We start from the raw sequence: 22,666 nt of genomic DNA, 5'->3' as shown, positions 1-22,666 counted from the left end.
CGTGACCCGCGGCACCGCGCCACTCATCACTTCCTGTCACATTCTGCTACAGCCTTCGGGCCAAGCCGGTCGGTGCTGGCCCGGATCTTCCTTGTCTGCCGCCCCATGAGGCCGCCGATGCTCCCTTCCGCCCATGCCCCTGGGCTGGCCGCGCTGCTGCTCGGCGCCATGGTGCTGGCCGCCTGCCAGCGCGGTGACGACGCCGGCGGCGGCCCGGCCCCCACCGGGGTGAGCCAGGCCTATGGCCGCTGGACGCCAAGCCACTGGGATACCTGTACCAAGGAGATCCACGACGGCTACAGCGTGGTGGGTCCGGACGGGAAGCTCTACCCCACCTGGCACCCGCCGGTGGACGCGAAGACCGGCTGCACCTTCGGCCACGAGCACGGCCGCAACCCGAAGCACTCGACGCTGTACGGCACCACGGGGCCGATCCCGTTCGGGGTGGCCAACGAGGCGCTGGAGACCTGGGACCCGGCGGGCACCCGGCTCGAGGATCACGTGGGGCACAAGATCGAGTGGGAGAACGGGGTGGAGCTGCAGCGGACGGTGGGCGCCCAGCGGGTGAACATCGGGGTGCAGTGCGACTTCCTGACCAAGATCCACCAGGGGACGCACAGCAAGGACGCCTTCACCAACAACCTGCACGAGCTGGCGTACCACGTCCGGTGCACCGACGGCACCGAGCTGCACGCCACGCTCATGGTGGCCTTCGGGACGCCGGGGGAGTTCACCCGCTCCTGCGACAAGGCCACGGTGGTGGTCGCGGGCACCCCCGTGCCGGCCAACTCCCCGGCCGGGAGCGGGGTGCGGTTCATCCCCGACCGCTCCTGCATCACCGACTTCATCCTGGTGCCCGGCGGCGGGTTCTCCCAGTTCGGCGAGGGGCTCTACGAGGACTGGGTGAGCGGCAACTACCTGCGCCGGGGCGACGGCAGCCAGCTGGCCTACTTCGACCCGCACTTTGCCGTCTTCGCCCCCAGCCGATACTACGATGGGGGGCGCGGCGACCTGACCGGCCGCTCCCTCGACGCCTGCTACGAGGTGGAGCCCAACGGCGACCGCGCCGCCGGGGGCGCCTGCAGTGCCTCCACCGACGACGGCGGCGTCTCCGATGTCACGTGGGACGACCCGCGCTCCACCCTCAACGGGCTGGTGCGCGAGGTGTACTTCAACCAGACGGTGCTCAACAACGCCGGGGGGCCGAAGGTGTGGTACACCGATCCCTTCGGTGGCCACGCCGATACCGTGGCCTTCCCCGGCTCCGTGAAGCAGAAGCTGGCCTCGCTCGACAATACCCGCCCCTGGCCGCTGGAGTCGCAGGCGTTCGGGGCCACCCGGTCGTACGGAGGGAACGGTGTCCATGCCCCGAACTGACCTTGCCGGTCTCGTCCCGTGGCGCGCCCGCGCGGTGCTGCTGGCCACGCTGCTCGCCGCCTGCGGCGGCGGTGACGGCGGCGGCTCCGGCCCCGCCGGCTCGGGTCACCTCGCGGTCGCGGTGAGCGGCCTCCCCGCGGGCGCGGCGGCGCGGGTGACCGTGACCGGTCCCAACGGCTACGACAAGGATCTCTCCGCCTCCGCGATGCTCAACGGCCTGCAGGAGGGGACCTATCGCGTCTCCACCGGCTACGTGAACGCGCAGGCCCAGACCTGGACCGCGAGCGCGGCGCCCGACAGCGTGGTGGTCGCCGACGGCGACACCGCGCAGGTCGCGGTGGCGTACACCGGCGGCCCCGCCACCACCGTCAACCTGACGGTGGCCGGGACCCAGCTCATCCAGAGCAGCCAGCGGGCCGACGGCAGCATCCCGATGGTGGGCGGCCGGGACGCCATGCTGCGGGTCTTCGTGGTGGCGAGCGGCGCCAACGGCGCCCAGCCGGCGGTGCGGGTGCGGCTCTACCAGGGGGGCACGCCGGTGGACTCGCTGCTGGTGGCGGCGCCGCTGGTGCAGGTGCCGCAGGCGCCCGATACCGCTACCCTGTCCAAGTCGTGGAATGTGCTGATCCCGGGGGCGCGGGTGCTCGCGGGGCTGAGCTACCAGGTGGAGGTGGATCCCGGCGACGCCGTGCCGGAGACCAGCGAGTCCGACAACCGCTGGCCCGGCGGGGCGGGGACCCAGGCGGTGACGGTGCAGAACGTGCCGCCGTTCACGGTGCGCTTCGTGCCGGTCAAGCAGTCGGTGAACGACCTCACCGGCACGGTGAACGCCGGCAACAAGGCCGCCTTCATCGAGACCACCCGGCGCATGTTCCCGCTGGGGCAGGTCACCGCGGACGTCCGCACCACCTACACCACCGACGCGCCGGTCTACCAGGCCAATGACGGCAACAACGGCTGGGGCCAGACCCTGGGCGAGGTGGGCGCGCTCCGCGCCACCGATGGCAGCACCAGCCACTACGTGGGCATCATCCAGGTGACCTACGGCGGGGGCATCGCGGGGCTCGGCTACATCGGGGCGCCGGCGTCGATCTCGTGGGACAAGGTCTCCAGCGCGCCGGGCGTGATCGCCCACGAGCTGGGGCACAACTTCGGGCGCAACCACGCCCCCTGCGGCAATCCGAGCGGCCCCGACCCGGGCTATCCCTACGCCAACGCCACCATCGGGAGCTGGGGGCTCGACCTGACGGGCCTGACGCTCAAGTCGCCCTCGGGCTTCGTGGACCTCATGAGCTACTGCGATCCCGACTGGGTCAGCGACTACACCTACAGCGCCATCCTGGCCTGGCGGGGCACCGCCCCCGACCAGCAGGGGGCCGGTCCGCACCGGTACCACCGCCGGCCGGGGCCTGCTGCTGTGGGGCCGCATCGTGGCGGGGAACGTGATCCTGGAGCCGTCGTTCGTGGTGCAGGCGCCGGCGCGGCTGCCGGCCCGCCCGGGCCCGCACCGGGTGGAGGCGCTCGATGCGCAGGGCCAGCCGATCTTCGGCCTGAGCTTCGCCGGCGACGCCGTCCCCGACCTGCCCAACGGCGGGGAGGAGCACTTCGCCTTCGTGGTGCCGCTGAGCGCCGGCGAGGAGGCGCGCCTGGCGAGCCTCCGGCTGGTGGGGCACGGACTCACCGTGCTCCGGGCGCCCGCGGCGCAGCTCCGCGCCGGCGGCGCCGCCGCCGATCCCGCGCTCACCACCGTGCAGGCCAACGGCACCCTCGACCTGCGCTGGAACGCCGCCTACCCGATGGCGCTGGTGCGTGACGCCCGCACCGGCGAGGTGCTGTCGTTTGCGCGCGGGGGCCGGGCCCGGCTCCCCGACGCCGGCCACGGGGTGCGGGTGGAGCTGTCGGACGGGGTGCGCACGCTGCCGCAGGTGACGATCGTGCGGCCGTAGGGAGCCGCCTACCGCAGCAGCTCCTCCAGCCGCACCGCCGTGTCGGTCTTCTCGTCGCGGTACTTGATGATCACCGGGGCGTAGAGCGCGAGCCCCAGCGCCTGCCCCGGCCCGCTCGACACCGGGCGGCTCCCCGGCACCACCACCGCGCCGGCGGGGATCTCGAGGGGCCGGTCGCCGTCGCGGCGGTAGCGGGTGTTGCGCACCAGGTCGAACACCACGGTGCCCGCGGTCAGGATGGTCCCCGGCGCCAGCACCGCGCCCTCGCGGACGATCGTCCCCTCGTAGACCCCGCAGTTGCCGCCCACCAGCACGTCGTCCTCGAGGATCACCGGCAGCGCCCCCACCGGCTCCAGCACCCCGCCCACCTGGGCCGCGGCCGAGAGGTGCACCCGCTTGCCCACCTGCGCGCAGCTGCCCACCAGCGCGTGGCTGTCGACCATGGTCCCGGTATCCACGTAGGCGCCGACGTTGATGAACGCCGGTGGCATGATCACCACCCCCGCCGCCACATGGCAGCCATCGCGGATGGCGCTGCCCCCGGGCACGATCCGCACCCCGTCGCCGAGGGTCATCGGGCGGAGCGGCCAGGTGTCCTTGTCGAAGAAGGGGAACGGGCTGCCGAGCGCCATGGGCGTGACCACGCCGAGCCGGAAGCCGAGCAGGATGCCGGCCTTGACCCAGGGCTGGGCACGCCAGGCGCCGTCGGCGCCGCGCACCGCCGCGCGCACGGTGCCGGCGTTGAGCGCCACCTTGAGCTCCTGGAAGGCGGCGCGCGCCTCGGCCTCCGCGCCGGCCGGCACCCCGGCGGCGAACGCCCCGATCCGTGCCTCGAGGTCCCCGCTCACGGCGCCACCGCGCCCGCCGGCTCCACGCCGGCCTCCCGCAGCGCCGCGAGCAGCGGCGCGCGGCGCTGCTCGGAGAGCGGCACCAGCGGCAGGCGGAGCCGGTTCCCAATCCGGCCCATCGCCGCCAGCGCCGCCTTGACCGGCGCCGGGTTGGTCTCGAGGAAGTTGGCCTCGAGCAGCGGCAGCGCCTGGTAGAACAGCTCGCGGGCCTCCGCCATGCGGCCCCGCCGGCCCAGCTGCACCAGCCGCGTCATCAGCGCGGGGATCTCGTTGCCCGCCACCGAGATGAGGCCGTCGCCGCCGGCGGCCAGGATCGCCAGCGTCAGGTTGTCCTCGCCCGAGAGCACCGCGAACCCCTCCGGCCGCCCCAGCAGCAGGTGCTGCACCTGGGGCAGGTCGCCCGAGGATTCCTTGATGCCGATGATGTTCGGGTGCTCCGCCAGCCGGAGCACCGTGTCCGGCCGCAGGTTCACCGCCGTCCGCCCGGGCACGTTGTAGAGGCAGACCGGCACCGAGGCGGCGTCGGCGATGGCCGTGAAGTGCTGCACCAGCCCCTCGGGCGTGGGCTTGTTGTAGTACGGCGTGGCGGAGAGCAGCCACGTCACCCCGAGCCCGCTCATCCGCCGCGCCTCGGCCACGGCCTCGCGGGTGTCGTTGTGGGTGGCGCCCGCCATCACCGGCACCCGGCCGGCGGCGGCCTCCACCACCGTGCGCACCACCAGCATCCGCTCCTCGGCGGAGAGGGTCTGGGCCTCGCCGGTGGAGCCGCAGGGGACCAGGAAGTCGATGCCCTCCTCCACCTGCCAGGCCACGAGCTTCCGGAGCGCCTCGACGTCCACCGAGCCATCCGGCGCGAACGGCGTCACGAGCGCCGTCCCGCATCCCCCGAGCGTGGTCGTCATGGTGCCTCCCCGAAGAGCATCTGGTCGAACGTGTAGACTCCCTCGCGCCCCACCAGCCACGCCGCCGCCGCCAGCGCCCCGGCGGCGAACACTTCGCGCCCGCGCGCCTCGTGGGTGAAGCGGATGGTCTCGTACGGCGCGTCGTACGCCACGGTGTGCGTCCCCGGCACGTGGCCGGCGCGGATGCTGGTGACCGGAAACTCCCTCGCTGGGTCCCCGGCGCGCAGGGCGGCCGCCAGCGCCCGCGCGGTGCCTGAGGGAGCGTCCCGCTTCTGCGCGTGGTGGGTCTCCTCCACCCAGGCGCCGAAGCCCGGCCGCCCCGCGAACTGCGCCGCCAGCGTCCGGGCGGTGCGCAGGAAGAGCTGCACGCCCACGGAGAAGTTGGCGGCGTGGAGCAGCGCCGCGCGGTGACTGGTGACCGCGGCCTGCACCTCCGGCAGCCGGTCGAGCCACCCGGTGGTGCCGGTGACCGTCGGCACCCCGAGCGCCGCCAGGCGGAGCAGGTTGCCGGCCGCGGCCGCGGGGGCGGTGAACTCGAGCGCCACGTCCACCCCGGCCAGCCGCGCCGCGGTGAGCGCCGCGCCCCCGGCGTTCTCGTCCCCGGCGATGACGGTCACGATCCGGTGTCCCTCCGCCGGCGCCAGCGCGGCGAGGGCCCGGGACATCCGGCCGTCTCCCACCAGCGCCAGGCGGAGGCTCATCGCGCCACGTAGCCCCGCGCCACCAGCAGCTCGGCGTTCTGGATCGCGGCCCCGGCCGCCCCCCGGACGGTATTGTGGGACAGCAGCACCAGCCGGAGGTCGAGCAGGTTGCAGGGACGCACCCGGCCCACGGTGACGGTCATCCCCGCGCCGCGGTCGAGGTCGAGCCGCGACTGCGGCCGGTCCGGGCGGCGGTCGTACTCCACGGGGCGCGCCGGGGTGGAGGGGAGCTCCGCCACGCCGGCGGGGGCGCGGAACGCCTCCAGCGCGGCGATCGCCTCGTCCGGGGCCACCCGCCGCCCGAAGCCGACCGACACCACCTCGAGGTGGCCGTCGATCACCGGCACCCGGTTGGTGTGCGCGCTGGTGGTGATGGGCGCGGTCACGACCTGCTCCCCGGCGAAGCCGCCCAGGATCTTGGCCGTCTCCTGCTCCATCTTCTCTTCTTCGCCGCCGATGTGCGGGATGACGTTCCCCAGCGCGTCGAGGCTCGCCACGCCGGGATAGCCGGCGCCGCTCACCGCCTGCATGGTGGCCACGAAGAGCTTCTGGATCCCGAACGCCTGGTGCAGCGGGGCCACGCCGAGCACCAGCCCGGCGGTGGAGCAGTTGGGGTTGGCCACGATCCCGCCGCGCCAGCCCCGTGTCCGCTGCTGCCGCGGCAGCAGGTCGAGGTGCGCCGGGTTCACCTCGGGGATGAGCAGCGGGATGTCGGGATCCATCCGGTGGGTCTTGGTGTTGGTCACCACGTAGACCCCTGCCCGCGCAAGGGCCTGCTCCACCTCGCCGGCGATGTCGGCCTCGATGGCAGAGAAGGCGATGCGGCCCGGGATCCCCGGCGCCGCGGCGGCCACGGTCATCGCGGCCACCCGCTCGGGCAGGGGCGTGCTCTCGCGCCAGCGGACGACGTCACCGTAGCGCTTGCCCGCGCTCTGCGCGCTCGCCGCCACCGACGCGATCTCGAACCAGGGGTGGGCCTCGAGCAGCCGCACGAACTTCTGGCCTACGGTGCCGGTGGCACCGAGGATGGTCACCGGGATCTTCGCCGCCGTCATGGTGCCTCGCTCCGGATCAGGTCCTGCGCCAGCTTGGCGTAGAGCCGCACCCCTTCCCGCAGCTCCGCCTTGGCGATGCGCTCGTCCCGGGTGTGCGCCACCCGGATGGTGCCCGGGCCCAGCTGGAATCCCTGCCCCCACGCCTGGTGGAAGGGGAGGTCGCTGGCGTAGTGCACCACCGTGGTGTCCCACCCCGCCGGGGGCGGCGCGGTGTTCTTGAAGTACGGCAGCTCGGTGGGGAAGGTGACCGTCACCCCGCCGACCGCGCAGCCGGCGATCGCCTGCCGCATGGCGTCCGACGGCCCCACCAGCCGGAGCAGCAGCTCCGCCCGCCCCGACGGCGGGATGACGTTCGGGGCCACGCCGCCCTCGAGCACGCCCACGTTGAGCGTTCCCTGGCCCAGCAGCGGGTCGGTGGGCTGGGGCAGGGCGCGGATCCGTTCGAGGGTGTCGAGGATCGGCAGCAGCGCGGAGCGGCCCTCCTCCGGATAGGCGCTGTGGGCGGCGATGCCGGCGCACTCCAGCACCACCTTGAGCGAGCCCTTCTGCCCGATGCTCAGCCGGTTCTCGGTGGGCTCGCCGTTGATGAGGAAGCGCCCCTTGGGGCCGAGCTCGTGGGCGCACTGGGCGCCGTCGGAGCCGTTCTCCTCGCCCACCACGAACAGGAGCCCGATCCGCCGCTCGCCGGCGGCGGCGAGCTGTTCCGCGGCCGTCACCATCGCGGCGGCGAGGCCCTTGGCGTCGCAGGTGCCGCGGCCGTGCAGCCAGGTCTCGTCCTCGCGCAGCGGCACGTAGGGCGGCACGCAGTCGAGGTGGGTGGAGAAGACCACCACCGGGGGCTCGCGCCAGGCGTAGAGGTTGTCGCGGCCCGGGGTCACCGGCTGCCGCACCACCCGGTAGCCCAGGCGGCCCAGCAGCGCGGCCAGGCAGTCCACCGCCGGGCCCTCGTGGCCCGTGGGGGTCTCCAGCTGCACCAGCTCCCGCGTCAGGTCGAGGACGTCCACCCTGCCTCCCGGCCCTCCCGGGCCCCAGCAATGCAAAACCCCGCCGGCGTGTCGCGGGCGGGGCGGATCAGTCAGGCCTGTCGACAGCAGTTCAGGCTGGCCGTCGCTCCCCGCGCGCGGTCATGGGCTTCTTGGTGCGCGTGCCGGTGCCGGGCAGCGCGGGAGCGAACGGGGCGTGACGGGTCATGGCTCCAACATACGGAACGGTGAGAATTCATACAAGGGGCCGCGGGCGGCTCAGGCCTTCCCGAAGGCCCGCTTGATCTCCGGCCGGGTCAGGTAGTACAGCACGGTGCCGCTCACCGCGATGTCCACCCACCGCTCGGAGAGGATCCCCGGTCCGAGCACCGCCAGCAGCGACCAGGCCAGGATGCAGCCGTGGGTCACCGCGCCCAGGGTCCAGGCCCAGGGCTTCAGGGTGAAGGCGCCCCACGCAAAGACCAGCGACAGGATGCCGGTGACCAGGGCCAGGCTGCCGAAGACGATGGCCATGCCCCCCACCACCGCGCCCGCCACCGGGTTGGCGATGGCCGTGATCAGCGCCACCCCGCCGCCGATGCCGAACCAGGCCAGCGCCTTGAGCAGGCGCCACAGGCCTGACACCAGCGAGAGCACGCCGAGTACGGTGACGCCGAGCGGACGTTCCATGACCGCCTCCGGGGGGCGAGGTGAGGCGGGAAGCTAGGGGCATGCCCGTCCCCGCTCAAGCGCGGCGGCTTGACGGCCTCACGGGGCGCGGTGAACCTTCGGCCGTTGCCCTCGACTCCCGGAGCCCCGCCGATGCCCAGAAGCGCCGCCGCCGTGCCGATCCTCCTCGCCCTGCTGCCGGCCGCCCTCGGCGCCCAGCAGGTGGCCCGCACCATCTACGTGGCCGATGGCGAGGGCCGCCTGCTCACCGGCGACGGCGTGGCGGCCCAGGAAATCACCCGGGTGGAGGCCACCCTCTACCAGAACGGCGGGCTCGAGCTCGGGCTGTTCAAGGGCCGCAACCGCTGGGTGTTCATGGGCACCTGGTCGGGCGATCCGGTGGCCGGCTCGGTGGGCCTGCGGCTGGACGAGGCGTTCGACCGCGCCGCCGACGGCACCGGCCGGCTCTACCTCGACCGCACCGCGGTGGAGCGGCTCCGCTTCAGCGGCGGCAACCGCGACGGCCGCTTCGAATTCAGCTTCGAGGGGCGGACCAGCGGGCGCGACGACGGGCCCGCCGCCGGGCCGGGCGAGGTGGCCACCACGCGCAACGGCGAGGGCACCATCACCGCCGACACCACCGTGGTGCAGGTGACCCGCGCCCGGGTGCGGCTCTACAGGAACGGACGGGCCCAGCTTCGGATGTGGGGCACCGAGCTGTACACGGTGGACGGGCGGTGGACCGGCAACCTCGACGCCGCCTCGGTCCGGCTGTCGGTGCCCGAGTGGGACGACGACGAGGCCGACCTGCGCGGCACCGTGTCGCTCTCCCGCCGCAACGGCTGGGACCGGGTGGTGCTCGAGGGGCCCACCGACCACGGCCCGGTGAAGATCGACTTCACCGGCCGGAGCGTGGCGCTCGAGTACGACGACAGCGGGCCGCTGGTGACCAGCGTGGAGAAGACCATGCGCGGCACCGGCACCCTCATGGTGAACGGCGTAGCGCGCGACCAGGCGGTGCTGGTCCGGGTGCACCTCAAGCGGAACTGGGAGGCGGTGGTGCAGGTGCAGGGGGCGAAGGAGCGCTTCGCCTTCGCCGGCACCTGGCTGCAGCGGGGCCAGGAGCCGAAGCTCTCGCTCGACCTGACCAGCGGCTCGCTCGGCGGCGGGACCACCGGCACCGGCACGCTCGAGATGAGCGGCGAGGAGCGCTGGCGCACCCTCACCCTCACCGGCCGCCAGGGCAGCGCCAGCTGGGCGCTCACCTTCCGCGCCACCGACGGCGCGCGGCTGCTGTTCGACCCGGGCGACGAAGGCACCCCCGCGCTGGTGGCGGAGCTCACCACCGAAAAGGCGGGCACGGGGACGCTGGCCCTGCCCAACCAGGCGCCGCGCGCGGTGCGGAAGCTCCGGGTGGCGCTCAAGCCGGGACAGGACGCGGAGGTCACGATCGTGGAAGGGGATACCACCGCCACGCTCACCGGCCGGTGGCAGCCGGGGGAGCGGCCGGGGCGGGTGGAACTGACCCTCACCGGCGGGACCCTCAAGAGTTTCCGGGGCGCCGGGAAGCTCGACCTCGACGACGCGCTCGGCCTGGTGCGCCTGACGATCGAGGGGCGGGTCGTCACGCTGCGGAGCAAGCTCGAGTTCACCGCCCAGGGCGCGCCGCCGCCCCGCCGCTGATCAGGCCGCCTCGGCGGCCTCCGCCGCGCGCGCCGCGGCCTGCCCCTCGTCCACCCTGACGAAGTAGAGCAGCGCCCCGCCCACGATGAAGAACGCCACCACGGCCAGGATCGCGCCCCGGCTCGATCCCGTGGCCGTGATCACCCGGGCAAAGATCCACGGCCCGAAGATCCCCGCGAATTTTTCCACGACCGCGAAGAACCCGAAGAACTCCGCCGAGCGCTGCCGGGGGATCATGCTCGCGAACAGCGAGCGCGACAGCGCCTGCGTCCCGCCCTGCACCACCCCGACCAGCAGCGCCAGCACCAGGAAGTCGCGGGCGGTCTGCATCCGGTAGCCGAGCATGCTGATCACCATGTAGGCCACCAGCCCGAGGAAGATGGCGCGCTTGGCGCCGATCTTCCCCGCGAGGCCGCCGAACAGGAAGGCGAAGGGAATCCCCACGAACTGGGTGATCATGATCGCGGCGATCAGGTCCGCGTCGCCGATGCCGATCTCGCTGCCGTAGGCGGTGGCCATCCGGATGATGGTGCCGATGCCGTCGTTGTAGATCAGGAACGCGATCAGCATCAGCAGCGCCTGCGGGAACTTGCCGAGCTGCCGGAAGGTGTCGCCCAGCTCGCCGAAGGCCTTGCCGATGCGGATGCGGCCGTCGCCGGTGGGCGGCGGCTCCGGCACGTGGCGGAAGAGGGGGATGGAGAAGACCAGCCACCACACCGCCACCGAGACGAACGCCAGCCGGGTGGGGAGCGTGGCCTGCGCCGGGGTCAGGTCCGGCCCGCTCGGCAGCCCGAACCAGTGCGGCATCTTGATCCACGCCAGGTTGAACGCCAGCAGCACCCCGCCGCCCACGTAGCCCAGGGCGTACCCCGCGGTGGACACCCGGTCCATCTCGTCTCCCCGCGCGATGTGGGGGAGGAAGGAGTCGTAGCAGACGTAGCTCGCGTTGACGGCGATGTTGGCCACCACGAACAGCAGGCTCGCGAGCAGCAGGTCGCCCCGCTGGATCAGGAACATGAGCGCCACGGCGGAGACGCCGACGCCGAGGGAGATGCCGAGCAGCCGCTTCTTGACGCCGGCCCGGTCGGCGATGGTGCCCATGATCGGGGAGAGCACCGCGATGATGCCGAGGCCGATGGTGGTGATGTCGGCCAGGCGGCGGGTGGCCATCGCCGGCTCGAGGTCGGCGCCCGCCACGCGGACGAAGTAGATGGGGAACACCGCGGTGACGATCGTGGTCACCATGGCGGAGTTGGCCCAGTCGTACATCGCCCAGGCGCGCAGCTCACGGCGGTGCAGGCCCAGCCGGTCGAGGAGGCTCATGGTCCGAGGGGGGTGAGGGTGGTCAGCCGGGCGGCTTGCCGTAGCGGGCGCCGAGCCGAGCGGCCAGGGCGCGGGGCACCAGGCGGGTGCTCCACGCCGCCAGCCGGAAGGGGAGGAAGGGGAGCACGTGGCAGTCGTCGCGGGCGTAGGCGCGGAGCCCGCGGGCCGCGACCGCCTCCGCCGACTGCATCAGCCAGCGCGGCGGCCGGCCGGTGAGGCCGTTGGCGTCGAAGAACGGGGTGTCAACCGGCCCGGGCGAGACGCAGCAGCAGCGCACCCCGGTGCCGCGGAGCCCGCCCCACGTCGCCTCGCTCCAGGTGATGACGTACGCCTTGGAGCCGGAGTAGACCGGGAGCCAGGTGAGGCCCTGCCAGGCGGCGGTGCTCGCCACGTTGAGGATGCCGCCGCGCCGCCGCGCCACCATCCCGGGCAGGAACAGCCCCGCCAGCGCCGTCACCGCCCGCACGTTCACGTCGATCACGGGCAGCTGCGCCGTCACCGGCAGGTCCTGGAAGCGTCCCTGCGGCCCGATGCCGGCGTTGTTGATGAGGTGATCCACCGTGAAGCCGCGCGCGGCCACCGCCGTGGCCAGCCGTGCCGGCGCCTCGGCCGGGGCTAGGTCCGCCGGGAAGACCTCGGCCGACCCGCCGAGCTGCCGGACCGACGCGGCCACCCGCTCGAGGTCCGCGACGTGGCGCGCCACCAGGAGGAGCCGCGCGCCCCGCGGCGCCAGCAACCGGGCGAAGGCCGCGCCGATGCCGCGGCTGGCGCCGGTGATCAGGACCGTGGTGTCGCGAAAGAGATCGGGCATGAGGGGCCGGCGGGGCCGGACCCGCGAAAGATGCGCGCCCGGGGGCGGGAGTGCCACCCGGGCCCGGGCCTACGCCTGGTCCACCTGCCCGGGCCGGAGCAGCGAGAGGCCGATCGCGCCGGCGAGGATCGTGACGATCACCACCAGCGACACCACCGTGGAGGGGTGGATCCAGGCGCTGGCGATCATCTTGGCGCCGACGAAGAGCAGGATCAGCGCCACGCCGGGCTTGAGGAAGCGGAAGTTGTCCATCGCGCCCGCGAGCACGAAGAACAGCGCCCGGAGCCCGAGGATGGCGAAGAGGTTCGAGGCGTACACCACGAACGGGTCGCGGGTCACCGCGAAGACCGCCGGGATGCTGTCGATGGCGAAGACCAGGTCGCTCCATTCCACCACCAGCAGCACCAGCAGCAGCGGGGTGGCCATCAGCACGCCGCTCGCGTTCCGCACGAAGAAGTGCTGCCCCTCGTAGGCGGGCGTCACCGGGAAGACCTTCCGGGCCAGCCGCACCAGGGGGTTCTTCTCCGGCTCCACCCGCTCGTCCCCGCCCCGGAACATCTTGAGGCCGGTGAGCACCAGCACCCCGCCGAAGACGTAGACGATCCAGGTGAACTGCTGCAGCAGCAGCGCGCCGGCGCCGATCATCACCGCCCGCATGAGCATCGCGCCGAAGATGCCCCACTTGAGCACCCGGGGCTGCAGCGCCGCCGGCACCGCGAAGTACTGGAACACCATGAGGAAGACGAACAGGTTGTCGACGCTGAGCGAGAGCTCGATCAGGTAGCCGGCGTAGTACTCGAGCGCCGTGGTCGACCCCACCTCCCACCAGAGGAAGGCGCCAAAGAGGAGCGCCAGCGTGACGATGCTGGCGCTCCAGGTCAGGGCCTCCCGCTGCCCGAGGATGTGCGACTTCCGGTTGAGGACGCCGAGGTCGAGCACCATCAGGCTGCCGACGACCACGACGAACGTGAGCCAGACCTCGGGCGAATGGGTGGTGACGGGCACTCAGCGTCCCGCGGCCATCGCCTCGAGGCGCGCCACGCGCTCCTCGGTGGGCGGATGGGTGCTGAAGAGCCGCATTACGCCGCCGCCCATCGCCGCCAGCGGATTGACCTGCGCCAGCGGCGCCGCGGCCGGGGCCACCTGCATGGGGATCTGGTGCGCCAGGGAGTCGAGCCGCGTGAGCGCCCGGGCCAGCGGCAGGGGGCGGCCCAGGATCTCGGCGCCCACCCGGTCGGCCTCGAACTCGCGCTGCCGCGAGATGGCGAACTGGATCAGCATCGCCGCCACCGGCGCCAGGAGCACCAGCGCCAGCTCGCCGAGCGGGTTGCGCTGCTCGTCGTCCCGCGATCCGCCGGCGAACATGAGCAGCCAGGGCAGATTGCCGATCATGCCGGCGATGCCCGCCGCGATGGTGCTGATGAGCATGTCGCGGTTCTTGATGTGCGCCAGCTCGTGCGCGATCACGCCCTCGAGCTCCTCCTGCGGCATGGCGCGGAGGATGCCCGTGGTCACCGCCACCACGGCCTTGGCGGGGCTGCGTCCGGTGGCAAAGGCATTGGGCTGGTCGTGCGGGGCCACGGCCACCACCGGCATCGGGAGCCCGGCGCGCTGCCGCAGCCGGTCCACCATCCGGTAGAGCTCCGGCGCCTCCTGCTCGGTCACCACCTGCGCCCCGTACATCCGGAGCACCATGCGGTCGGAGAAGAAGTACATCACGAAGTTCATCCCCAGGCCCAGGATGGAGCCGAGGATGAGCCCGTTGGTGCCCCCCAGCACCTGGCCGGCGGCCATGAGCAGGGCGATCATGCCCGCCATGAGGACGGCGGTCTTCAGGTTGTTCATCGTACCCTCCAAAAACTCAGCGAGACCTCCGCGGCCGGACGGCACGCACCTGGTGCGCGCCGACGCCGCGAAGGTCTCGCTCTGCATGATGGACCAGAGGCTCCACCTGCCTGCCATCACCGTGCAGCGGGTGCCGGTTCTCCCGGCCCTGGGCTGCAGTCTTGACGATGAGGGCGTCCGCCGCGAGGCGGATAAGCTACTCCCCTTCAGGGGCGGAACTCTAAGGGCCGGAGCCCCGCGCGTCAACGGCGCCCCCGCCGGCGCCCCGCCCGGGGCTGTTCACCCTTCCGGCCGGCCGGGGGCGTGGACCGCGCGCACCAGCAGCCCGCCGTTCTGGGTACGGAACAGCTCCCGGAAGGGGAGCCCCGTGGCCCGCTCCAGCGGCATCTCGGGCACCAGCAGCGTCACCGCGAAGCCCGGCAGCCGCTCCCGGCACCGCTGGCCCAGCCGGGCAAAGAGGTCGCGCAGCTCGCGCCCCTCGCTCACCCGCACGCCGTAGGGCGGGTTGCTCACCAGCTGGCCCGGCCCCGCGTGGGCGTCGAGGTCGCTGACACTGCGCTCCACGAAGCGGATGTCGGCCGCCACGCCGGCGCGGTCGGCGTTGGCGCGGGCGGCCCGGATGGCGCCCGCGTCGCGGTCGCTGGCCACGAGCTCCGCCCCCGCCCGCGGCCGCTCGGCCGCGCGTGCCGCCGCGAGCAGCGGTGCCCACGACCCGTCGTCCCACGGCAGCCAGTGGCGGAAGCGGAAGGCGCGCCCGGCGCCGGGGGCGATGGCCCGCGCCAGCAGCGCCGCCTCGATGGCAACGGTGCCCGAGCCGCACATCGGGTCCACCAGCGGGGTGCCCGGGTCCCATTCGCCGGCCAGCAGCAGTGCCGCGGCCAACGTCTCGCGGAGCGGCGCCTTGGCGGTCTCCAGCCGGTAGCCCCGGCGGTGCAGCAGCGTGCCGGAGCTGTCGAGGCTCACGGTGACCTCGTCGCGCAACAGGCGCACCACCACCAGCTGGGTCCCCGGCTCGGGCTCCCCGTCGGGGCCCGCCGGGGGCGCCGCCGGGCACCCCGAGGCCCGGATCACGCGCTCGGCGATGGCCTTCTGGTGATAGAGCCGCGACTTGTGGCAGCTGACCCGCGCCTGCACCCGGGTGCCCGCCGGCAGCCACACCCCCCACGGCAGCAGCGCCAGCTTGCGCTCGAGCTCGCCGAGCGCGCGGGCGTGGAACGAGCCGAGCCGGACCAGGATCCGGCTCGCGGTGCGGAGGTGGAGGTTGGCGCGGGCGAGGTCGGGAAGTGCCGCGGTGAAGCTGACGCCGCCTGGCTCCGGTGCCTCGGGGGCCAGCCCCAGCGCCGCGAGCTCGGCGGCGGTGAGCGGCTCGAGCCCGGGCGCGGTGACGGCATAGCAGGAGAGCGCGCCGGCTGGGGAGCTCAGAATGGCGGGTCCGCCACGTGCACGCCGTCGTCGAGGAGGATGGCCTGCAGGGTGGCGCCGGCGGGGGTCTCGAACTGCCCCTCGGGCAGGATCAGCAGGGCGTTGGCCCGGGCCATCGAGCTCAGGATGCCCGAGCCCTGCGGGCCGGTGAGCCGGGCGACGGGGAGCGCGGCGGCGTCCGGCCAGGTGACCACCGCCCGCTGGAAGTGCTGCAGCCGGGGCCCGACGGTGATCGGCTCCTCGGTCCGCACCGGGATCGCGCGGCGGAAGGGCAGCGCCCGCCCCGCCATGAACCGGATGGCCGGCCGCACGAACAGCTCGAAGGTCACCATGGTGCTGACGGGATTCCCGGGAAGGCCGATCCACGGCAGGTCGCGGAGCAGGCCGAAGCCCACCGGCGCACCGGGCCGCATCCGGAGGCGCCAGAAGCGGAGGTCGGTGCCCAGCTCCTGCAGCACGGTGCGGACGTGGTCGTGGTCGCCGACGCTGATGCCGGCGCTGGTCACCAGCAGGTCGGCCTCGTCGGCGCGGGCCAGGTGCGCCCGCAGGCTCTCGGGGGTGTCGCGCGCGATGCCGAGGTTGACCGGCTCCCCGCCCGCCTGCCGCACCAGCGCGGCGAGGGTGTGGGTGTTGCTGCTCGCCACCTTGCGGCCGCTGAGGATCTGGTCCGGCTGGTCGATGTCCACGATCTCGTCGCCCGAGCCGAGGATCGCGATGCGCGGCCGGCGGTAGATGAGGGGCGTGGCCACCGCGAGCGAGGCGAGCACGCCGAGCTGCGCCGGGCCGAGCTCGGCGCCGGCCTCGAGCACCGTGGCGCCGCGGCGGATATCCTCGCCCGCGCGGCGGATGTTGCTCCCCGCGTCGCGGTCGCTGGTGATGGCCACCGTCTCCGCGCCGAGGTCGGTGTCCTCCTGCCGGATCACGCAGTCGGCGCCCTCGGGCACCGGGGCGCCGGTGAAGATCCGCGCGCAGGTGCCGGGGGTGAGGGCGCGGGTGGGGAAGGCGCCGGCGGCGATCACCTCGAGCACCGCGAGCCGGCGCGGGGCGTCGGCGCGGGCGCCGCGCACGTCCTCGCCGCGGGCGGCGTAGCCGTCCATCGCGGAGTTGGGCCAGGCGGGGATGTCGAGGGGACTGATGATGGTCTCGGCCAGCACGGCGCCGAGGGCGTCGTCGAGCGGGACCCGCAGGGCGGGCTGGCGGCGGAGGGAGGCGAGGATCCGGCCGGCCGCGTCGCGCGGGGCGAGCGGGGCGGTCAAGGCACCAGGGCCTTCTCCCACGCCAGGTTCGCCAGGAGCTGGAGCCACATCGTGTCGCGGAAGCGGAGCACGGGGCAGGGGGCGTGGAGCTTGTCGTCGTCGGTGACGATGGCCACCCACTCGCCCGCGTGGGGGTCGGTCGCCGTGTAGAGCGGCTGCTGCGCCGCCTCGAGGCGGTGGACCTCGATCTTGGGCAGCCGGGCCTGCTCCACCCCTTCGACCAGGATCAGGTCGGCGCCGAGTCCGGCGCTCAGCGCGTCGCCGATGGGATTCTGGCTCACGCGATCGGGGGTGACGTGCGCCACCCGGCGGCCCTTGCGCCCGAATTCCGAGACGAGCGCGGCGATGAGCGTGCTCTTGCCGGCGCCCGGCCTGCCGATCACCGAGAGGATGCGTGTCCCTGCCACAGCTGCTCCGCCGCCGCGAGATCCCCGGCCGTGTTCACGTTGAAGAACAACCGGCCCGGGTCGCCCAGGCCGCTCACCTGCCCGGGGGAGAGGATACCGACTTTCAGGCGATCATGGAAGCCGATGGCGCGGCGGTCCCCGGCGTCGAGGGCGGCGGTGATGGCGGGGCCGGCGGCGGGCCCGTACGCGGCGCAGAGGGGCTCGAGCCCCCTGGGCCCCCCGCTCGCGGGGAGGAAGGCATCCCAGTCGGCGAGGCCGTCGGCCAGGGCGGCGAGGAGCCCGGGCGTCACGAAGGGCATGTCCCACGCGGCCACGACCACGGGCGCGGGGGCCGCGAGCACCGCGGTATGGAGCCCGCCGAGGGCGCCCTGACCCGGGCGCAGGTCGGGAACCACCCGGAGCCCGGGGGCCCAGCCGGCGGCGTCGGGGGCGTTGGCCACCAGGAGCGGTGGCGCCCCGAGCGCCGTGGTGAAGGCGGCGATGAGGCGGTCGAGGATCCGCACGCCGCCCACCTGCAGCAGTCCCTTGGGCTGCCCGCCGTACCGGGTGGCGTCGCCCCCGGCGATGATCGCGCCCCGCATCAGTAGCGGCGGCCCCGCTTCCGCTCCAGCACCACGTCCACGCTCACCACGAAGCTGAGGAGGTGGTGGCCCTTGCGGCCGAGGCTCGGCTGGACCCCCTGGCGGCTGGTGGCGCCGGTGATCATCGGCAGCCGCACCCAGGTGTCGCGCACCTCCACCCGGGTCTGCCACCCCGGCGCGATCGCGGCCGCGAACCCGACCCCGAACGAGAGGTAGGGCGAGGTGGTGGTGACGTCCTCGTCGCGATAGACCGCGGCCACCGCCACCACGCTGTCGGGGGTGCGCACGAAGCCGTCGGTCGAGGCGAAGCTCTTCTGCGCGATGAGGATCCCCCCCATGGCGCGGGCGAAGGGCTGGATGCTGCCCCGCAGCCCCGGGCGGAGCATCACCCCGGCCGAGAGCGAGGCGGTGCTGGTGCTGGCCTCGTTGTTCTGGAGCGAGCCGCAGAGGTCGGAGGCGTAGAGCGTCGCGGCGGAGGAGCGGAGGCGGCAGTCGTCGCCGGTCCCCAGGCGGGTCACCAGCACCTCGCCGGCGAAACCGTAGTAGGTGCTCGGGAAGTACGCGCCGTGGAAGGAGAAGCCGAGCCCGCTCGTCAGGCGGCGGGAGATCCGCAGGGTGTCGATGCCGGCGCCGTCGAGGATCGGCTGGTGGCCCACCGACCAGAGCCGGCCCCCGCCGCTGGTGTGCAGCAGGCCCGCGCCGATGGTGAGCCGGGCCTCGTCGGCCTGCCGCTGGGCGGCGGCGGGGCGCGCCAGGCAGGGCCCGAGAAGGGCGAGGGCCAGCAGTCCGGCTCGGCGCATGAGGGAAGCCTCGTGGCTAGTAGCGTCGCCCGCGCTTGCGCTCGAGGACGATGTCGAACCCGATCAGGAAGGTGAGGAAGTGCTTGCCGACCTGGGTGGACGGCGGCTTCACGCCCTGTCGCAGCGTGGCGCCGGCCACCGACGGCACCCGGACCCAGTTGTCGCGCACCTCGGCCCGGAACTGGTAGCCCCGGCCCACCACCGCCACCACGCCGCCGCCCAGGGAATAGTAGGGCTGGATGCTGCCCGGGCTGTCATCGGCGTAGAGCGTCAGGTCCGCCGCGGCGGTGCTGTCGCTGTCGATGCCCACCCGTCCCGCCGTCCGGAGGTAGCTCTGCTGACTCACCACGAAGCCCGCGCTGGCCCGGAAGAAGGGATGCAGCGGCTGCTTGCTGAAGGCGCGGTACACCAGGCCCCCGGAGAGCCCCACCGCCGAGGCGTTGCGACTGCCGCCATTGATGGAGCGGCAGAGGTCGGGACCGAGGGTGTCGCCGACCGTGGACACGAGGCGGCAGTCATCCTGGGTGACGAGGCCCAGCAGCTGCGCCTCCACATTGAACCCGAGATTGTCGTTGGGGAAGTAGGTGCCCGAGAACGTCACCGCCAGGCTCCGCCCGAACGCCCGCGACACGGCCAGGGTGTCCACTGCGCCGGGGCCGACGATGAACGGCTGCCGCCCCACGCGCCACAGCGTGCCCCCTCCCGAGGTCTGCCCGAAGCCCAGGGTGAACATGAGGCGGGCCTGGTCGGCGGTGGCCTGGGCCTGGAGGCCGGCCGCGCCGGCCAGCAGGAGGGCCAGGCAGAGGGAAGGCAGTCGCCGCATCAGTGGCTCAGGAGCGAGGGGAGGTCGACCATCAGGCAGCGGTTCATGACCACCGCGATGCCCGCCGCCTCCAGGGCATCCCGGGTGGGGACGTCTGACACCCCGACCTGCATCCACACCAGCCGGGGCCGGACCGCCAGCAGCTCCGGCAGCAGGCCCGGCACTGCCGCGGAGCGCCGGAAGATGTTCACCACGTCGAGCGGGCCGGCGGCGGCCGCCGCCTCGGCGAGCGTGGCGAACACCGGCTCGCCCAGGATGGTGCCGCCCCCCGGGCGCACCGGCAGGACCCGGTAGCCGGACTCCTGGAGGAAGGCGGCCACCTCGTGGCTCGGGCGGGCCGGGTCGGCGGACAGTCCCACCACGGCGATCGTCCGGGCCGTGCGGAGCAGGGCGCCAAGGCCCCGGGCGTCGGTCATCGCGCCACGCGTGTCGGAGGGTCGTGCGGGAGGTGCATCACGGTCCGGGTGGAGACGCGGCGGGTCCCCGGATGCCGCACAGCGCGGGCCGGCTCAGTCGTCCGCGGTGCAGTCGGCGTAGAGCGAGGGGCCTTCCGCCACGCGCACCCGGTGGAGCCGCGCGCCGGCGGGGAGCCGCGGCGCGATCCGGGCGAAGAGCCACGCCGCGAGCGCCTCACAGGTGGGCTGCACGGCGCAGGTGGCGAAGGGGGGAATCGCGGCGTTGAGGTCCCGCCCGTCGAGGCCACCGACCTCGTCCGCGAGGATCCGGTCGAGCGTGGGGAGGTCGAGCAGCATGCCGCTGGCGGGGTCGGGGGCGCCGCCGACGGTGACGGCGCAGGTGTAGTCGTGGGGATGGGGTTCGGTGAGGTCACCGAAGCGGGCCCGGTTCTCCTCCGCCGTCCGTCCCGGCAGCCGGTAGTGGTGCGTGGCCCGGAAACCGAGGATGCGGGTGAGGGTGAGCCCCATGCGCTAGAACGCGAAGCCGAGCCCGACCCGCAGTTCGCGCCCGCCCGACCACTGGTCCCGCTTGCCGCCCGGGAGCACGGCATTGGGATTGTCCGGGTCGGTGGAGGGCTCGGCGGCCGGCTCGTCGGTGTAGGAGAGCGGGTAGTCGAGCTTCCAGTAGAGCTGCCGCGCCTCCAGCCGGAGCTGCAGGCTGTTGGTGAGGAACACCCGGACCCCCACCGCCGGCGCCAGGTACAGCTTGCTGCCGAAGCGGTAGCCGCTCGAGTCCTCGACCGCGCCGGGCGCCAGGTCCTCGCCGTCGACGTAGCCGCCGGTGACCCCGATGAACGGCGCGAGCCGGTGCCACGACTTCCTGCCGGTGACATTCAGCTGGAACCCGGCCTCGATCATGGTGAGGCCCTGGTCCACCGGCCCGCGCTTGCGGGTGGCCACGCTGTCGTCGGCGCTCACCACGAAGCGCTCCAGCTCCGCCCGGGCCACGGCCACGGTGAAGTGGACGGGGGTGCCGATCCGGATGTCGAAGCGCAGCCCGTACGACTGGCCGTGGTGGGGGCCGATGCCGAGCTTGCCGCCGTCGCCGCCGATGTCGCCGAAGAGCAGCGTCAGCGACTTGCCCTTGGTAATGTCGCGGTAGGGCGAGGAGGTGGGCGGATGCCCGACCTGGGCGGCGAGGGGCACGGTGAACGCGAGCGCGAGGATCGCGTGGCGGAGGGCGCGGAGCATGGCGGGAATAGTAAGGGGGGCGGGAGGAAGTACGGAGGCCCGAGGCGCCGGGGACGCGACGCTACGCGCCGCGCAGGTCGCGGCCGGTCATCTCCGGCGGCGGTTCGATGCCGAGGAGGCGGAGCACCGTGGGCCCGACGTCGCAGAGTGCGCCGCCCGCGCGGAGCGGCCCGCCGGCCCGCACCGCCACCAGCGGCACCGGGTTGGTGGTGTGCGCGGTGTGCGGGCCGCCGGTGGCCGGGTCGATCATCATCTCGCAGTTGCCGTGGTCGGCGGTGACCAGCACCGTGGCGCCCGAGGCCTCGGCGGCGGCCAGGATGCGCCCCAGGCATTCGTCCACCGTCTCCACCGCCCGCAGCACGGCAGGCAGCACGCCGGTGTGCCCCACCATGTCGGCATTGGCGAAGTTGCAGAGCATGAAGTCGTGGCTCTTCCGGCGCAGCGCCCCGATGAGCGTGTCGGTGATCCCCGCCGCGCTCATCTCCGGGGCCAGGTCGTAGGTGGCCACCTTCTGCGACGGCACCAGCGCCCGCTCCTCGCCCGGGTACGGGGGCTCGTAGCCGCCGTTGAAGAAGTAGGTGACATGCGGGTACTTCTCGGTCTCGGCGGTGCGCAGCTGGGTGCGGCCCTGGTCGGCGAGCACCTCGGCCACGATCCGGGCCATGCTGAAGGGCGGGAAGGCCTGCGGCACCGGGAAGGTGCGGTCGTACTGGGTCATCGTGACCATGCGCAGCCGCGGGCGGTCGTCCACGTTGAACCCGTCGAACCCGGGGATCATCAGCGCCCGCACGATCTGGCGCATCCGGTCGCTGCGGTAGTTGAAGCAGAAGACCCCGTCGCCGTCGCGCAGCGGCGCCACCGGCGCGCCGCCCTCGGTGAGCACGATCGGCTTGACGAACTCGTCGGTCTCACCCCGGGCCAGCGCGGCCTCCACCGCCGCCACCGGGTCGGTGGCCGCGAGCCCCACGCCGCGCACCATGGCGTCGTAGGCCAGCCGGGTGCGCTCCCAGCGGCGGTCGCGATCCATGCCGAAGTAGCGTCCCACCAGGCTCGCGATGCGGGCCCGGCCCGGCGCGATCCGGGCGATGTCCCGGGTGAGCTGGCCCACGACCTGCGCGCCGATGGTGGGCAGCGTGTCGCGGCCGTCGAGGAAGCCGTGCACCGCGATGCGGGGCACCTCGTGGCGCATCCCGAGCTCGAGGCAGGCCAGCAGGTGCTGGTCGATGGCGTGCACGCCGCCGGGCCCGAGCAGGCCCACCAGGTGCAGGGTGCCGCCGGTGTGCTTGAGGACGGCGCAGAGGTGGGCGAGCGGCTCGAGGCGGAAGAAGTCGCCCCGCTGGATGCTCTGGGAGATCCGGACCAGGTCCTGGGGCACCACGCGGCCGGCGCCCAGGTTCAGGTGGCCGACCTCGGAGTTCCCCATCTGCCCCTCGGGGAGGCCGACGGCGAGCCCGCTCGCCTCGAGCAGGGTGCGCGGCTGGCTCTCCCACAGGCCGTGCCACACCGGCGTCCGGGCCAGTTCGATCGCGTTGCCCTCGCGGGCCTCGCGATACCCCCAGCCGTCCAGCACAATGAGCGCCACGGGACCGCGCGTGTTTGACATGACTCT

At 73.7% G+C, this 22,666-nt stretch carries 24 protein-coding genes; 4 read left to right on the top strand and 20 right to left on the bottom strand.

Annotation, left to right across the window (positions count from 1 at the left end; translation table 11 throughout):
• The first annotated feature begins 117 nt into the window (after positions 1–117).
• The 3 genes from IPJ95_02590 to IPJ95_02580 are packed head-to-tail and all read left to right on the top strand — an operon-like array spanning position 118 to position 3,323.
• Complete coding sequence (locus IPJ95_02590) at positions 118–1,377, top strand: hypothetical protein (GenBank protein ID MBK7922503.1); 1,260 nt, start codon at positions 118–120, stop codon at positions 1,375–1,377.
• On the top strand, positions 1,364–3,190 hold the full coding sequence (locus tag IPJ95_02585; protein ID MBK7922502.1) for a hypothetical protein: 1,827 nt from the start codon (positions 1,364–1,366) through the stop codon (positions 3,188–3,190). Before IPJ95_02590 ends, IPJ95_02585 begins: the two co-directional genes overlap by 14 nt.
• The gene (locus IPJ95_02580) at positions 3,183–3,323 is read left to right on the top strand and encodes a hypothetical protein (GenBank protein MBK7922501.1); all 141 of its coding nucleotides are present in this window, start codon (positions 3,183–3,185) and stop codon (positions 3,321–3,323) included. The genes IPJ95_02585 and IPJ95_02580 overlap by 8 nt, the downstream gene beginning before the upstream one ends.
• An 8-nt stretch (positions 3,324–3,331) precedes the next feature.
• On the opposite strand, the gene IPJ95_02575 is transcribed toward IPJ95_02580, so the two are convergent.
• The 6 genes from IPJ95_02575 to IPJ95_02550 form a co-directional block, all read right to left on the bottom strand.
• Entirely contained in the window at positions 3,332–4,171 is an 840-nt protein-coding gene (locus IPJ95_02575) for a 2,3,4,5-tetrahydropyridine-2,6-dicarboxylate N-succinyltransferase (GenBank protein ID MBK7922500.1), read from the bottom strand.
• Complete coding sequence (locus IPJ95_02570) at positions 4,168–5,073, bottom strand: 4-hydroxy-tetrahydrodipicolinate synthase (GenBank protein ID MBK7922499.1); 906 nt, start codon at positions 5,071–5,073, stop codon at positions 4,168–4,170. Before IPJ95_02570 ends, IPJ95_02575 begins: the two co-directional genes overlap by 4 nt.
• On the bottom strand, positions 5,070–5,774 hold the full coding sequence (locus tag IPJ95_02565; GenBank protein MBK7922498.1) for a dihydrodipicolinate reductase: 705 nt from the start codon (positions 5,772–5,774) through the stop codon (positions 5,070–5,072). Before IPJ95_02565 ends, IPJ95_02570 begins: the two co-directional genes overlap by 4 nt.
• Positions 5,771–6,829, bottom strand: coding sequence for an aspartate-semialdehyde dehydrogenase (gene asd, locus IPJ95_02560; GenBank protein MBK7922497.1), 1,059 nt, complete (start codon positions 6,827–6,829; stop codon positions 5,771–5,773). The genes IPJ95_02565 and asd overlap by 4 nt, the downstream gene beginning before the upstream one ends.
• The gene (locus tag IPJ95_02555; GenBank protein ID MBK7922496.1) at positions 6,826–7,833 is read right to left on the bottom strand and encodes a M20/M25/M40 family metallo-hydrolase; all 1,008 of its coding nucleotides are present in this window, start codon (positions 7,831–7,833) and stop codon (positions 6,826–6,828) included. Before IPJ95_02555 ends, asd begins: the two co-directional genes overlap by 4 nt.
• Before the next feature lie 237 nt (positions 7,834–8,070).
• Positions 8,071–8,481: a hypothetical protein gene (locus tag IPJ95_02550; protein ID MBK7922495.1), complete on the bottom strand. Its 411-nt coding sequence runs from the start codon at positions 8,479–8,481 to the stop codon at positions 8,071–8,073.
• A 132-nt stretch (positions 8,482–8,613) separates the two neighbouring features.
• Between IPJ95_02550 and IPJ95_02545 the strand changes: the two genes are divergently transcribed.
• Positions 8,614–10,143 (top strand): hypothetical protein, encoded by a 1,530-nt coding sequence (locus IPJ95_02545; GenBank protein MBK7922494.1) that lies wholly within the window; start codon positions 8,614–8,616, stop codon positions 10,141–10,143.
• Here IPJ95_02545 and IPJ95_02540 read toward each other — a convergent pair whose 3' ends face one another.
• The 14 genes from IPJ95_02540 to IPJ95_02475 form a co-directional block, all read right to left on the bottom strand.
• The gene (locus IPJ95_02540) at positions 10,144–11,466 is read right to left on the bottom strand and encodes an MFS transporter (GenBank protein MBK7922493.1); all 1,323 of its coding nucleotides are present in this window, start codon (positions 11,464–11,466) and stop codon (positions 10,144–10,146) included.
• A gap of 22 nt (positions 11,467–11,488) precedes the next feature.
• Positions 11,489–12,277, bottom strand: a complete 789-nt coding sequence (locus IPJ95_02535; GenBank protein ID MBK7922492.1) for an SDR family oxidoreductase — start codon at positions 12,275–12,277, stop codon at positions 11,489–11,491.
• Positions 12,278–12,346: 69 nt separating this feature from the next.
• Positions 12,347–13,219, bottom strand: a complete 873-nt coding sequence (locus tag IPJ95_02530; GenBank protein MBK7922491.1) for a TerC family protein — start codon at positions 13,217–13,219, stop codon at positions 12,347–12,349.
• A gap of 63 nt (positions 13,220–13,282) precedes the next feature.
• Positions 13,283–14,122 (bottom strand): zinc metalloprotease HtpX, encoded by an 840-nt coding sequence (locus IPJ95_02525; protein ID MBK7922490.1) that lies wholly within the window; start codon positions 14,120–14,122, stop codon positions 13,283–13,285.
• A 279-nt stretch (positions 14,123–14,401) separates the two neighbouring features.
• Positions 14,402–15,280 carry a hypothetical protein gene (locus IPJ95_02520; protein ID MBK7922489.1) on the bottom strand — a complete coding sequence of 293 codons (879 nt, stop codon included), beginning with the start codon at positions 15,278–15,280 and terminating at the stop codon, positions 14,402–14,404.
• A 260-nt stretch (positions 15,281–15,540) separates the two neighbouring features.
• Entirely contained in the window at positions 15,541–16,800 is a 1,260-nt protein-coding gene (locus tag IPJ95_02515) for a molybdopterin molybdotransferase MoeA (protein MBK7922488.1), read from the bottom strand.
• Entirely contained in the window at positions 16,797–17,207 is a 411-nt protein-coding gene (locus IPJ95_02510) for a molybdopterin-guanine dinucleotide biosynthesis protein MobB (protein MBK7922487.1), read from the bottom strand. Before IPJ95_02510 ends, IPJ95_02515 begins: the two co-directional genes overlap by 4 nt.
• Positions 17,180–17,788: an NTP transferase domain-containing protein gene (locus IPJ95_02505; GenBank protein ID MBK7922486.1), complete on the bottom strand. Its 609-nt coding sequence runs from the start codon at positions 17,786–17,788 to the stop codon at positions 17,180–17,182. The genes IPJ95_02510 and IPJ95_02505 overlap by 28 nt, the downstream gene beginning before the upstream one ends.
• Complete coding sequence (locus IPJ95_02500; protein ID MBK7922485.1) at positions 17,788–18,588, bottom strand: hypothetical protein; 801 nt, start codon at positions 18,586–18,588, stop codon at positions 17,788–17,790. The genes IPJ95_02505 and IPJ95_02500 overlap by 1 nt, the downstream gene beginning before the upstream one ends.
• 16 nt (positions 18,589–18,604) lie before the next feature.
• Positions 18,605–19,411: a hypothetical protein gene (locus IPJ95_02495; GenBank protein MBK7922484.1), complete on the bottom strand. Its 807-nt coding sequence runs from the start codon at positions 19,409–19,411 to the stop codon at positions 18,605–18,607.
• A complete protein-coding gene (locus tag IPJ95_02490; GenBank protein MBK7922483.1) occupies positions 19,411–19,827 on the bottom strand; it encodes a CoA-binding protein in 417 nt (138 codons plus the stop codon). Before IPJ95_02490 ends, IPJ95_02495 begins: the two co-directional genes overlap by 1 nt.
• Before the next feature lie 93 nt (positions 19,828–19,920).
• Positions 19,921–20,334, bottom strand: coding sequence for a 6-carboxytetrahydropterin synthase (locus tag IPJ95_02485; GenBank protein ID MBK7922482.1), 414 nt, complete (start codon positions 20,332–20,334; stop codon positions 19,921–19,923).
• A gap of 3 nt (positions 20,335–20,337) precedes the next feature.
• A complete protein-coding gene (locus tag IPJ95_02480) occupies positions 20,338–21,057 on the bottom strand; it encodes a hypothetical protein (protein MBK7922481.1) in 720 nt (239 codons plus the stop codon).
• A 61-nt stretch (positions 21,058–21,118) separates the two neighbouring features.
• Positions 21,119–22,660, bottom strand: coding sequence for a 2,3-bisphosphoglycerate-independent phosphoglycerate mutase (locus IPJ95_02475; protein ID MBK7922480.1), 1,542 nt, complete (start codon positions 22,658–22,660; stop codon positions 21,119–21,121).
• Positions 22,661–22,666: the final 6 nt, after the last annotated feature.

The organism is Gemmatimonadota bacterium (genome assembly GCA_016713785.1).
Classification (GTDB): Bacteria; Gemmatimonadota; Gemmatimonadetes; order Gemmatimonadales; family GWC2-71-9; genus JADJOM01.
This window is presented reverse-complemented; position numbering and strand designations above follow the sequence as displayed.

What these genes read in the sequence shown, in the direction of transcription:
- IPJ95_02540 (MBK7922493.1), bottom strand. Translation starts at nt 11,466, where the DNA reads ATGAGCCTCCTCGACCGGCTGGGCCTGCACCGCCGTGAGCTGCGCGCC.
- IPJ95_02535 (MBK7922492.1), bottom strand. Translation starts at nt 12,277, where the DNA reads ATGCCCGATCTCTTTCGCGACACCACGGTCCTGATCACCGGCGCCAGC.
- IPJ95_02565 (MBK7922498.1), bottom strand. Translation starts at nt 5,774, where the DNA reads ATGAGCCTCCGCCTGGCGCTGGTGGGAGACGGCCGGATGTCCCGGGCC.
- IPJ95_02485 (MBK7922482.1), bottom strand. Translation starts at nt 20,334, where the DNA reads ATGGGGCTCACCCTCACCCGCATCCTCGGTTTCCGGGCCACGCACCAC.
- IPJ95_02530 (MBK7922491.1), bottom strand. Translation starts at nt 13,219, where the DNA reads ATGGTGCTCGACCTCGGCGTCCTCAACCGGAAGTCGCACATCCTCGGG.
- IPJ95_02500 (MBK7922485.1), bottom strand. Translation starts at nt 18,588, where the DNA reads ATGCGCCGAGCCGGACTGCTGGCCCTCGCCCTTCTCGGGCCCTGCCTG.
- IPJ95_02550 (MBK7922495.1), bottom strand. Translation starts at nt 8,481, where the DNA reads ATGGAACGTCCGCTCGGCGTCACCGTACTCGGCGTGCTCTCGCTGGTG.
- IPJ95_02480 (MBK7922481.1), bottom strand. Translation starts at nt 21,057, where the DNA reads ATGCTCCGCGCCCTCCGCCACGCGATCCTCGCGCTCGCGTTCACCGTG.
- asd (MBK7922497.1), bottom strand. Translation starts at nt 6,829, where the DNA reads ATGACGGCGGCGAAGATCCCGGTGACCATCCTCGGTGCCACCGGCACC.
- IPJ95_02475 (MBK7922480.1), bottom strand. Translation starts at nt 22,660, where the DNA reads ATGTCAAACACGCGCGGTCCCGTGGCGCTCATTGTGCTGGACGGCTGG.
- IPJ95_02570 (MBK7922499.1), bottom strand. Translation starts at nt 5,073, where the DNA reads ATGACGACCACGCTCGGGGGATGCGGGACGGCGCTCGTGACGCCGTTC.
- IPJ95_02495 (MBK7922484.1), bottom strand. Translation starts at nt 19,411, where the DNA reads ATGCGGCGACTGCCTTCCCTCTGCCTGGCCCTCCTGCTGGCCGGCGCG.
- IPJ95_02490 (MBK7922483.1), bottom strand. Translation starts at nt 19,827, where the DNA reads ATGACCGACGCCCGGGGCCTTGGCGCCCTGCTCCGCACGGCCCGGACG.
- IPJ95_02590 (MBK7922503.1), top strand. Translation starts at nt 118, where the DNA reads ATGCTCCCTTCCGCCCATGCCCCTGGGCTGGCCGCGCTGCTGCTCGGC.
- IPJ95_02505 (MBK7922486.1), bottom strand. Translation starts at nt 17,788, where the DNA reads ATGCGGGGCGCGATCATCGCCGGGGGCGACGCCACCCGGTACGGCGGG.
- IPJ95_02585 (MBK7922502.1), top strand. Translation starts at nt 1,364, where the DNA reads ATGCCCCGAACTGACCTTGCCGGTCTCGTCCCGTGGCGCGCCCGCGCG.
- IPJ95_02525 (MBK7922490.1), bottom strand. Translation starts at nt 14,122, where the DNA reads ATGAACAACCTGAAGACCGCCGTCCTCATGGCGGGCATGATCGCCCTG.
- IPJ95_02545 (MBK7922494.1), top strand. Translation starts at nt 8,614, where the DNA reads ATGCCCAGAAGCGCCGCCGCCGTGCCGATCCTCCTCGCCCTGCTGCCG.